General features: G+C 62.9%; 9 protein-coding genes. 6 read left to right on the plus strand and 3 right to left on the minus strand.

Going from position 1 to position 11,817, the window contains the following annotated elements; all coding sequences use genetic code 11:
- The first annotated feature begins 121 nt into the window (after positions 1-121).
- From AD664_RS01865 to AD664_RS01890, 6 genes are all read left to right on the plus strand, one after another.
- Positions 122-3,970 carry an EAL domain-containing protein gene (locus AD664_RS01865; protein WP_053144036.1) on the plus strand — a complete coding sequence of 1,283 codons (3,849 nt, stop codon included), beginning with the start codon at positions 122-124 and terminating at the stop codon, positions 3,968-3,970.
- A 180-nt stretch (positions 3,971-4,150) separates the two neighbouring features.
- Entirely contained in the window at positions 4,151-5,404 is a 1,254-nt protein-coding gene (glyA, locus tag AD664_RS01870) for a serine hydroxymethyltransferase (RefSeq protein WP_042730727.1), read from the plus strand.
- A gap of 215 nt (positions 5,405-5,619) precedes the next feature.
- Positions 5,620-6,144, plus strand: coding sequence for a hypothetical protein (locus AD664_RS01875; RefSeq protein WP_053144038.1), 525 nt, complete (start codon positions 5,620-5,622; stop codon positions 6,142-6,144).
- A gap of 345 nt (positions 6,145-6,489) precedes the next feature.
- Positions 6,490-7,803, plus strand: a complete 1,314-nt coding sequence (locus tag AD664_RS01880; protein ID WP_042730729.1) for a C4-dicarboxylate transporter DctA — start codon at positions 6,490-6,492, stop codon at positions 7,801-7,803.
- A gap of 58 nt (positions 7,804-7,861) precedes the next feature.
- Positions 7,862-8,566 (plus strand): FadR/GntR family transcriptional regulator, encoded by a 705-nt coding sequence (locus AD664_RS01885; RefSeq protein ID WP_042730730.1) that lies wholly within the window; start codon positions 7,862-7,864, stop codon positions 8,564-8,566.
- Positions 8,567-8,588: 22 nt separating this feature from the next.
- Entirely contained in the window at positions 8,589-9,302 is a 714-nt protein-coding gene (locus tag AD664_RS01890) for a GntR family transcriptional regulator (protein ID WP_053144040.1), read from the plus strand.
- On the opposite strand, the gene yjiA is transcribed toward AD664_RS01890, so the two are convergent.
- From yjiA to AD664_RS01905, 3 genes are all read right to left on the minus strand, one after another.
- A complete protein-coding gene (yjiA, locus tag AD664_RS01895) occupies positions 9,294-10,262 on the minus strand; it encodes a GTPase (RefSeq protein WP_053144042.1) in 969 nt (322 codons plus the stop codon). The genes AD664_RS01890 and yjiA overlap by 9 nt on opposite strands.
- A 274-nt stretch (positions 10,263-10,536) precedes the next feature.
- Positions 10,537-10,734: a YbdD/YjiX family protein gene (locus AD664_RS01900; RefSeq protein WP_042730733.1), complete on the minus strand. Its 198-nt coding sequence runs from the start codon at positions 10,732-10,734 to the stop codon at positions 10,537-10,539.
- Positions 10,735-10,750: 16 nt separating this feature from the next.
- A partial coding sequence (locus tag AD664_RS01905; protein WP_305728881.1) for a carbon starvation CstA family protein occupies positions 10,751-11,817 on the minus strand: 1,067 nt, incomplete at its 5' end.

Genomic DNA, 11,817 nt, shown 5'->3' on the forward strand with positions numbered 1-11,817 from the left:
CGGTCAAGGTCCAGCCGCCAGGGACTGGCACTTTGCCACAAGGCAAGGCATGCTAGCCGCCCTTCGGGCGTCCGGCTTATAGTGCACGTCGCGCCAGTCCAGCAAACCGCAGGATTACAGCTTGTCCAAAGTCACGCCGCCCTCGTCCCCACGCGCGCCCGCTACGGTGCCCGGCTCGCCCCTGCGCGGGACATTGAAGGGCGCGCTGGCCACACTGGTGCTGCTGTTGCTCGGCCTGCTCTTCTGGCAGTTGCTCGACCAACTGCGTGAAACCCAGCAGCAACAGCGCCAGTACACCATCGACTACACCGCCGACCTGGCCTCGCAAATCAGCCTGAACATGGCGCTGAACGCGCAAATCGCCCTCAACCTGCTACCGATCGTCGAACAACCGCAAACGGCCGACGAACAGCAGGCGCTGTTGCGCAAGCTGCAGCAATCGTTGCCCGAACTGCGCAGCCTGGCGTTGCTGAGCCCTTCGGGCAAGGTCCTCAGCGACAGCGACGCCGCCAGCGAAGACGCCGACTATCTGGCCGACCTGGTGCGACGCAGCCGGGCCCAGGCCCACTATTTCAGCAACTCCACGGACGGCTCCGTGGTGCACCTGCTGTTGCACCAGGCCAGCGGCAGCACCCGTGGCTACTGGGCCTTGCGCCTGACCCCGAACTTCTTCGCCACGCTGACCAAGCAGGCCGATGTGGGCCTGCGCCCGTTGTGGCTGGTGGAAAACCGTCTCGACCAGCAGATCATCAGCCGCGACGAGGGCCTGCCTTCGGAAAGCGCCGCCCGGCTCTCCCCGGACGACCTGGAAAACACCGTGCTGACCGTGCCGCTAAGCAGCAGCGATTGGCAGTTGCGTGGGTTGTTCGACCGGCGCCAGGTGATCGAGCAACTGTTACCGGCCTTCATCGGCAAGTGCCTGCTGGGCCTGGCGATCTCGCTGCTGCCGGTGATCGCGCTGTTGAACATGCGCCGACGCCAACGGCAACTGCATGAAGGCCGCCGGCGTTACCAGGATATTTTCGAAGGCACCGGCGTGGCCCTGTGCGTGCTCGATTTGTCGGGGCTCAAGGCCTTCTTCCAGAAGGTCGGCCTGCACACCGGCGATCAATTGCGCACCTGGCTGGAAACACCCCATCAGCGCGAGCAACTGCAACGGGAAGTGCTGGTGACCGAGGTCAACCAGATGGCGTTGAAGCTGCTTAACGTCGACTCGTGCGAACAGGCCTGGCAACTGCTGGTGGGCAACGGCCCGCAAGACCACAACCCCGTCGGCTCGAAACTGCTCCAGGCCCTGCTCGACCAGCACAAGCAACTGGAGCTGGAAATCCGCCTGCAAGACGCCCATGGCCGCGACCAGCACCTGTGGCTGGTACTGCGCCTGCCGGAAAAACAGGACGACTACAACGCCGTCATCCTGAGCATCAGCGATATCACCAGCCGCAAGCTGGTGGAACTCTCGCTGCTCGAACGCGAAGGCTTCTGGTCCGACGTGGTGCGCACCGTGCCGGATCACCTCTACGTGCAGGACGTCATCAGCCAGCGGATGATCTTCAGCAACCATCACCTCGGCCAGACCCTGGGCTACGACCGCACCGAACTGCACCAGATGGGCGAGTACTTCTGGGAAATCCTGCTGCACAGCGAAGATGCCGACCATTACCACGGTCTGCGCCAGGAACAGCGTCGGGGCGGGTACACGCAACTGCTGCAATGCCAGCTGCGTTTTCGTCACCGCAACGGCAAGTGGCGGCGCTTCGATATCCGCGAACAGGCCCTGGCCCGGGATCGGCATGACCAGGTGACGCGGATCATCGGCGTGGCCAAGGACATCACCGAACAGATCGAAGCCAGCGAATCGCTGCGCGACAGCGAACAACGCTACCGGATGCTCGCCGAAAGCATCAGCGACGTGATCTTCTCCACCGACAGCAAGCTTTCGCTCAACTATGTCAGCCCGTCGGTTCAGGCGGTGCTGGGCTACAACGTCGACTGGATTTTCCAGAACGGCTGGCAGTCGACCATCGCCAACCCGCAGCAACTGACCGGCATCTACAGCCTGATGGAGCGGGTCAGCAAGGCCCTCGACAAGCCCGAGCAACTGGCCGAGCTGCGCAACCAGATGCAGACCCAGCTGTTCCTGTTCGACTGCCTGCGGGCCGATGGGCGCAAGATCCCCATCGAGTTGCGGCTGGTGCTGGTGTGGGACGATCACGGCGCGTTCGAAGGCGTACTGGGGGTCGGCCGCGACATCAGCCAGCAGCGCCGTGCCGAAAAAGACCTGCGCATGGCCGCCACGGTATTCGAGCATTCGACCTCGGCCATCCTGATCACCGACCCGGCGGGCTACATCGTCCAGGCCAACGAAGCGTTCAGCCGCGTCAGTGGCTACGCGGTGTCGCAGGTGCTGGACCAGTTGCCCAACATGCTGACCGTGGACGAACAGCAGGAAGCGCACCTGCGCTATGTGCTCAAGCAGCTGCAACAGCACAGCACCTGGGAAGGCGAAGTGTGGCTCAAGCGGCGCAATGGCGAGCACTACCCGGCCTGGGTCGGCATCACCGCGGTGCTGGATGACGAAGGCGACCTGGCCAGCTACGTGTGCTTCTTCAGCGACATCAGCGAACGCAAGGCCAGCGAACAGCGCATCCATCGCCTGGCCTACTACGACGCCCTGACCCACCTGCCCAACCGCACGTTGTTCCAGGACCGCCTGCACACCGCGCTGCAAGCGGCCGAGCGGCAGAAGAGCTGGGTCGTGCTGATGTTCCTCGACCTCGACCGTTTCAAGCCGATCAACGACTCCCTGGGCCATGCCGCCGGCGACCGGATGCTCAAGGAAATGGCCACGCGGCTGCTCGGCTGCGTCGCCGACGACGACACCGTGGCACGCATGGGCGGCGACGAGTTCACCCTGCTGCTGCAACCGCGCGCCAGTCGCGAGATGGCGCTGAACCGGGCCATTACCGTGGCCGAACAGATCCTCGCCAGCCTGGTCCGGCCCTTCGTGCTCGAAGGCCGGGAGTTCTTCGTCACCGCCAGTATCGGTATTGCCCTGAGCCCCCAGGACGGCAACGAACTGAGCCAGTTGATGAAAAACGCCGACACGGCCATGTACCACGCCAAGGAACGCGGCAAGAACAACTTCCAGTTCTACCAGGCCGACATGAACGCCAGCGCCCTGGAACGCCTGGAGCTGGAAAGCGACCTGCGCCATGCCCTGGAGCAGAACGAGTTCGTGCTGTATTACCAGCCGCAGTTCAGCGGCGACGGCAAGCGCCTGACCGGCGCCGAGGCCCTGCTGCGCTGGCGCCATCCACGCCGTGGGCTGGTGCCGCCAGGGGATTTCATCCCGGTCCTGGAAGAACTCGGGCTGGTGGTGGACGTGGGCGACTGGGTCATCGCCGAGGCCTGTCGGCAGCTCAGGACCTGGCACCAGGCCAAGGTCCGGGTGCCGAAGGTCTCGGTCAATATCTCGGCCCGGCAATTCTCCGATGGCCAACTGGGGACGCGCATCGCCAACATCCTGCGCAGCACCGGCCTGCCGCCGGCGTGCCTGGAGCTGGAGTTGACCGAGAGCATCCTGATGCGCGAAGTCAGCGAAGCGATGCAGATCCTGGCCGGGCTGAAGAACCTCGGCCTGAGTATCGCCGTGGATGACTTCGGCACGGGCTACTCGTCGCTCAACTACCTCAAGCAGTTCCCCATTGACGTGCTGAAGATCGACCGCACCTTCGTCGATGGCCTGCCCTCCGGCGAGCAGGACGCGCAGATCGCCCGTGCGATCATCGCCATGGCCCACAGCCTCAACCTCGCGGTGATCGCCGAGGGGGTCGAGACCCACGAACAACTGGACTTCCTGCGCGAACACGGCTGCGACGAAGTCCAGGGCTACCTGTTCGGCCGCCCGATGCCGGCCAATCGCTTCGAAGCGCAGTTCAGCAATGATGCGCTGTTCATGCTCGATTAAAGCAGCGGCAAGCTCCAAGCTTGAAGCGGCAAGCTGGAGCACAGCCAGCCCGCATTTAGCTTGCAGCTTGTCGCTTGCATCTTGTCGCTTGCATCTTGAAGCTGAATTCCTTTCATACCCCTTCCAAAACCGGTTGGGTTAGAATGCCCCCCTTTTCTGCCCCGATCCTTGAGGACCGCCATGTTCAGCCGTGATTTGACTATTGCCAAGTACGACGCCGATCTCTTTGCCGCCATGGAGCAAGAAGCCCAGCGCCAGGAAGAGCACATTGAGCTGATCGCTTCGGAAAACTACACCAGCCCCGCGGTGATGGAAGCTCAAGGCTCGGTACTGACCAACAAGTACGCCGAAGGCTACCCAGGCAAGCGTTACTACGGTGGCTGCGAGTACGTCGACGTGGTCGAGCAACTGGCCATCGACCGCGCCAAGCAACTGTTCGGCGCCGACTACGCCAACGTCCAGCCGCACGCCGGCTCCCAGGCCAACGCCGCCGTGTACCTGGCGCTGCTGTCGGCCGGTGACACCATCCTGGGCATGAGCCTGGCCCACGGCGGCCACCTGACCCACGGCGCCAGCGTGTCGTCCTCCGGCAAGCTGTACAACGCCATCCAGTACGGCATCGACGGCAACGGCCTGATCGACTACGACGAAGTCGAACGCCTGGCACTCGAGCACAAGCCGAAAATGATCGTGGCCGGTTTCTCCGCCTACTCGCAAGTGCTCGACTTCCCACGTTTCCGCGAAATCGCCGACAAGGTCGGTGCCTACCTGTTCGTCGACATGGCTCACGTCGCCGGCCTGGTTGCCGCCGGTGTGTACCCGAACCCGGTGCCGTTCGCCGACGTCGTGACCACCACCACCCACAAGACCCTGCGCGGTCCACGTGGCGGCCTGATCCTGGCGCGCGCCAACGCCGACATCGAGAAGAAGCTCAACTCCGCCGTGTTCCCAGGCGCCCAGGGCGGCCCGTTGGAGCACGTGATCGCGGCCAAGGCGATCTGCTTCAAGGAAGCGCTGCAACCTGAGTTCAAGGCCTACCAGCAACAAGTGGTGAAGAACGCCCAGGCCATGGCCAACGTATTCATCGAGCGCGGCTTTGACGTCGTGTCCGGCGGCACCCAGAACCACCTGTTCCTGCTGTCGCTGATCAAGCAGGACATCTCCGGCAAAGACGCCGACGCAGCGCTGGGCAAGGCGTTCATCACTGTGAACAAGAACTCGGTGCCAAACGACCCACGCTCCCCGTTCGTCACTTCCGGCCTGCGCTTCGGCACGCCAGCCGTGACCACCCGTGGCTTCAAGGAAGCCGAGTGCAAGGAACTGGCCGGCTGGATCTGCGACATCCTGGCGGACCTGAACAACGAAGCGGTGATCGACGCCGTGCGTGAAAAGGTCAAGGCCATCTGCAAGAAGCTGCCGGTGTACGGCGCTTGATGCGGCACTAGGCTGTCATTGAAAAAGCCCGCCTCGAAATAGGCGGGCTTTTTTATTGGCTGCTCTTCCCTATAAAGCCAGTAATAACTTCAACAGCCCTTTATACACCTCACGCCTTGAAACATAGCCTCCCACACAACTTTCCAAGAACCTCCTAACATCGAATCTCATTATTCACGGCCACGCAGGCCATCAATAAAGGATGCGATCTCTACATGGACAGTAAACGCTCTTTTTCCGCAATACTTCGCTCGCCGGACATGCATATCCACTTGCTTGAAACGCTGCACGGAAAACCGGCCATGGCGACCATTACTTCATTCAGCGGTGGATTTTTCAGCGGCAAACCGCAAACCGTCGATCATTCACACCTGCTAGGCATGCACGCCAAAGCCAGCAGCGGCCACGTCGCGCCGCTGCTGCTGCATTTTCGCCACAGCGCCGATGGCTACACCCTGTGGATAAAAACGCCCGGAGACCATCACGACAAGTTCATCGGCAAAAGTTGGTTCGACGCCCTTGGCGTAAAAGACTCGGGCCAAGCAAGTACCTTTAGACTTGTCAATCCGAAGAATCGCGTCATCACCTTGGACGATATAACGGCCCAACACTCACCCCTCTCGCTCATGACGAAGCACAACAAATATGTGGGCGGATTAAGAATGCACGGTTCGCCTTATCTTTATCTGGCAGAAACCGATGTGCGCTCGAAGCTGACGTTCATACTCAGCCTGACTTGAATAGACAGTGAAGGCGCAAGCCTGCTCGCGATAAGGGCCCGTTCAATCGGCCTTGATTGACCTGCTCCTTTCGCAAGCCGGCTCGCTCCCACACGTTTCTGGTTTTGCCCCAGGCCTGGGCCGCCGGTCATTTTTTCATGGGAGGGAAAAGGCTCAAGCACGAGGGTTTCCTTGCAACTGGTAAGACCGGTAAAGCCAAAACCTAAAAAATCGCCTTGCGGCCTTGACAAAACCGCGCCTAGACTGCGCCTGCACTGGACAAACCGGTAAGACCACAATAATGAAGTCCTGACGCCAACGGCCCAAAGCCCAGCGGACACGGACACCGAACCAGGAATCCCTCCCATGCTCAAATGGTGCTCGCGGTCGATCTTCCTTCAAGTTGTCCTCGGACTGGTGCTTGGCATCGTCTGCGGGCTTACCCTTCCCGAATACTCTGCACAGCTCAAGCCCCTCGGTGACGGGTTTATCAAGCTGATCAAGATGCTCATCGGCCTGATCGTGTTCTGCGTGGTGGTCAGCGGCATCTCCGGTGCCGGCGACCTCAAGAAGGTCGGGCGCATCGGCCTCAAGTCGGTCATCTATTTCGAAGTCCTCACCACCATCGCCCTGGTGATCGGGCTGGTGTTCGCCTTCACCACCGGCATCGGCAGCGGTGCCAATATCCACCTGGAGCAGCTCTCCAGCGCAGACATGGGTGACATCGCCCAGCGCGGCCAGCACATGGTCACCACCACCCAATTTCTGATGAACCTGATCCCGACGTCGGTGATCGGCGCCTTCGCGGAAAACAACATCCTGCAAGTGCTGCTGTTCGCGGTGCTGTTCGGCAGTGCGTTGAACCTGGTGGGGGACGCCGCCTCGGGTATTTCGCGCCTGATCAACGAACTCAGCCACGTGATTTTTCGCATCATGGGCATGATCGTGCGCCTGGCGCCGATCGGTGTCTTTGGCGCCATCGCCTTCACCACTAGCAAATACGGCCTGGATTCGCTGCAGCACCTGGGCAGTCTCGTCGGGCTGTTCTACCTGACCTGCATCGCCTTCGTCGCGGTCATCCTCGGGCTGGTGATGCGCGCGTCGGGGCTGCCCATGCTGCCGTTCCTCAAATACCTGCGTGAAGAACTGCTGATCGTGCTTGGCACCGCTTCGTCCGACGCCGTGCTGCCGCAAATCATGCGCAAGCTCGAACACCTCGGCATCGGCAGCTCGACCGTGGGTCTGGTCATCCCAACCGGCTACTCGTTCAACCTGGACGGCTTTTCGATCTACCTGACCCTGGCCATCGTCTTCATCGCCAATGCGACCGGCACGCCGCTGGCCATGAGTGACCTGCTGACCATCCTGCTGGTGTCGTTGATCACCTCCAAGGGCGCCCACGGAATTCCAGGTTCGGCGCTGGTGATACTGGCGGCCACGTTGACGGCGATCCCGGCCATCCCGGTGGTTGGCCTGGTCCTGGTGCTGGCGGTGGACTGGTTCATGGGCATCGGGCGCGCCCTGACCAACCTGATCGGCAACTGCGTGGCCACCGTGGCCATCGCCCGCTGGGAAAAAGACATCGACGTACCGCGGGCCCGCAAGGTGTTGTCCGGCCAGCAAGGCTATACCTTCCAGGCCCGAAAACCGGTGGGCAGTGCTCATCACCAGCAATTCTGAAAGACTGCGGCGCCGGCCCGCGAACCGGCACCGCCTGATGATTTCCAAGGAGCCCCATGTGATCAGTTCATCAACCGTCGTCAACTCGGTCGTGGAGAAACTCCGCGCCGCCCTCGCCCGAGGCCAATGGCGCTCCGGCGACATGCTCCCGGGCCAGCGCGAACTGGCCGAGCAACTGGGCATCAGCCGGCCCAGCCTGCGCGAAGCGGTGATCGTGCTGGAAACCCTGGGCCTGGTTCGCTCGATGCCCGGCAAGGGCGTCGTGGTGCTGGAGGCCAATTTCAGCGATGCCGGCGGTGACAGCAGCGCCATGGCCGGCGCCAGTCTCGAAGACCTGCTGCAACTGCGCTACACCCTTGAACCCTTCATCGTTGGCCTGGTGGCCCAGTCCATCAGCAGCAAGGAAGTCGGCCAGTTGCGCCTGACCCTGATGGACATGCGCGAAGCCCTGGAAGCCAATGACAGCGACGCCTGCGCCAACGCCTACATCGCCTTCCACGAGGAACTGTTCGCCCTGACCTCCAACCCGATTTTCCAGAACGTGGTGCAGCAGACCAGCAACGCCCTCAAGCAGAGCGCCGATGTGTTGCGCAACTCGCCCGAACACCTGGCCGAGCGCCTGGAAGAGAACGAAGCGGTGGTGCGCGCCATTCGCGCCAAGAACAGTGCCCAGGCCAGCGCCGAGATGCGGCGGCACATCCTGCGGGAAGGCCAACGCATGGGCATCGAACTGAATATCCCGGACGACAACCTCGGCACTTGAGCCACGGCCTGCGGAGATCGCCATGAACAACCTCGCTTCCCATCAGCACCAGCGCAGCGTACTTGCCTCCCTGCCCTTGCCCGGCCGGGTCGGCAAGCCGTCGGTGGACGATATCTACCCGCGGATCTTCGACGCCATTCTCGACCAGCGCATTGCCCCGGCCAGCCGTTTCACCGAGGAAAGCCTGGGGGATGTGTTCGGCGTCAGCCGCAGCATCATTCGTCGCGTCCTGGCGCGCCTGTCCCATCAGCAGGTGGTGATCCTGCGCCCCAACCACCGGCCCCAGGTCGCGGCACCGGACCTCGAGCAGACCCGGCAAATCCTTCATGCCCGCCGCCTGGCCGAACACACCCTGGTGCGCCTGGCCTGCAAGGCGCCACACCCCAGGGACCTGCAAGGTCTGCGCGAGCTGGTGGAGCGCGAACGCCAGTGCCTGGACCGTGGCGAACGCGGCCCGGCGATACGCCTGTCCGGCGAGTTTCACCTGCAACTGGCGGCCATGGCTGGCAACGCACCCTTGGCGCAGTTCCTCGGCAGCCTGGTGCCATTGACCTCGCTGGCCCTGGCCCGGCATGAGGTCAAGTCACGCCGGCACTGCGCTTGGCAAGAACACCTGGCCATCGTGGACGCCGTGGAAAACGGCGACGTCGATGAAGCCATGCGGCTGATGGACGAGCACCTGGACCATCTCGAACAGAAGTTGCTGATGGCCGCCGGCGCCGGATCGTCAACTTAACGCGGCATCGAAGCCTGCGCGGATCTTCTCTTCGGGCAGCTCATCGGCGATGAACACGATCACGCTCTCGCGAGGCTCGTCGGGGCCCCATTCGGTGTCCCAGTCGAAACCGTAGAGCTTGAGCACGCCCTGGAACACCAGCCGACGAGGTTCACCGGCGATGTTCAGCACGCCCTTGTAGCGCAGCAGTTGCTTGCCGTGCTCCTCCAGCAACTGGTTCATGAACGCGCTGAGCTTGTCGATATCCAGCGGCTTGTCGGTACGCAGCACGAGGCTGCTGATGCGATCGCCCGGGGGCGCCTTGCCGACCGGGCGCAGGCTGAACCCGGCGCCCAGGTCCGCATTGAGGTTGAAGCCGCGGATGTCGAGCAGCTCGGCCAGGTCGATCTTGCCGTGCTCCACCACCCGGATGGGCGCTCGCCGATTGATCCGCGTCAGACGCTCGCCGAGGGCTTCGACCTGGGCTGCGTCCACCAGGTCGGTCTTGCTCAGGAGCAAGCGATCGGCGAACCCGACCTGGGCCTGGGCGATGGCCTGGGTCAGGTGCACGTCGGCGTGGGCGGCGTCTACCAGGGTCAGGATGCCGTCGAGGATGTAGCGTTCGCGCAGGTCCTCGTCGATGAAAAACGCCTGGGCCACTGGCGCCGGATCGGCCAGGCCGGTGCACTCGATCACCAGCCGATCGAACGCGATCGCGCCGCTGTCCAGCCGTTCGAGCAGCAGGTACAGGGCCTTGGTCAGGTCGGTGTGAATGGTGCAGCACACACAGCCGTTGGCCAGGGTCATGACCTGCACCGGCTCGTCGCCCAGCAGTTGGGTGTCGATGCCGGCATCGCTGAATTCGTTCTCGATCACGGCAATTTTCAGACCGTGCTCGGCCTTGAGCAGATGACGCAGCAGCGTGGTCTTGCCAGCGCCAAGGAAGCCACTGAGGATGGTGACCGGGATGGGAGAGGACAAACAGAATCTCCTTGATGCGGATTTTTGTGGGAGCGAGCCTGCCGACGACAGCAGAGGGTCAGTCACTGTCGATGTCGGCTGATAGTACGCCATCGCGGGCAAGCCCGCTCCCACACAGGGATCTATGGCGAACCCACCTCTTGAGCCCACCCAAAAACACTGTGGGAGCGGGCTTGCCCGCGAAAGCGGTGGGTCAGTCAACCTCTTCATCGAGTGACCCACTGCATTCGCGAGCAAGCCCGCTCCCACAGAGGGATACCTCAGGGCTGCCGGGTCAGCAGCACTTGGGCCCGGCCTTGCCGCCGTAACGGGCTTCCTGGCGTTCGCGGAAGAACGTCTCGTAGTCCATCAGCGGCTTGTCCGGGTGCTGGGTCTGCATGTGCTCGACGTAGTTGTCGTAGTCGGGCATGCCGACCATCAGGCGGGCAGCCTGACCGAGGTATTTACCCAGGCGACTCAAGTCATTGAACATCGTTGCAATCCTCGTTTCAGGCGTCCGGCAGCGCTTGGAAAGGCGCTTCCTTGTCCGTGCGTTCCTTCGTGCCCCAGGCGGCGATGCCGACCTTGAGCGCGTAGAACAGGATGCTGAAGACCACGAACAGGAACAGTGCCGTCAACGTCGCGTTGGTGTAGGCGTTGAACACCACGTGCTGCATCTGCTCGATGCTCTTGGCCGGGGCCAGGACTTGCCCGGCGGCCAGCGCCTCGTTGTATTTGCGCGCCAGGGCCAGGAAGCCGATCGCCGGGTTGGCGTCGAACAGCTTGATCAGGCCCGCGGTGGTGGTGCAGATCAGCAGCCAGGTCGCCGGCAGCAGCGTGACCCAGACGTAGCGCTGGCGCTTCATCTTGATCAGCACCACGGTGGCGAGCATCAGCGCGATACCGGCCAGCATCTGGTTGGAGATGCCGAACAGCGGCCACAAGGTGTTGATGCCGCCCAGCGGATCGATCACGCCCTGGTACAGCAGGTAACCCCACAGCGCCACGCAACCGGCGGTGGCGATCAGGTTGGCGGTCCAGGATTCGGTGCGCTTGAGGGCCGGCACGAACGAGCCCAGCAGGTCCTGCAGCATGAAGCGCCCGGCACGGGTGCCGGCGTCCACCGCGGTGAGGATGAACAGCGCTTCGAACAGGATCGCGAAGTGGTACCAGAACGCCATGGTGTTCTCGCCCGGCAGCACCGAGTGCAGGATCTGCGCGATGCCCACCGCCAGGGTCGGCGCGCCGCCGGCACGGGCCAGGATGGTGGTCTCGCCGATGTCCTTGGCCACGGCCTGCAGGGCGTCCGGCGTGATGGCAAAGCCCCAGCTGCTGACGGTCTGCGCCACGGCCACCACGTCGCCGCCGACGATGGCCGCCGGGCTGTTCATGGCGAAGTACACGCCTGGTTCGATCACCGACGCGGCGACCATCGCCATGATCGCCACGAAGGACTCCATGAGCATGCCGCCGTAGCCGATGTAGCGGGCGTTGGTTTCGTTATCCAGCAGCTTGGGCGTGGTGCCCGAGGAAATCAGCGCGTGGAAACCCGAGACCGCGCCACAGGCGATGGTGA

Source organism: Pseudomonas sp. P97.38, assembly GCF_001269745.1.
Classification (GTDB): Bacteria; Pseudomonadota; Gammaproteobacteria; order Pseudomonadales; family Pseudomonadaceae; genus Aquipseudomonas; species Aquipseudomonas chlororaphis_E.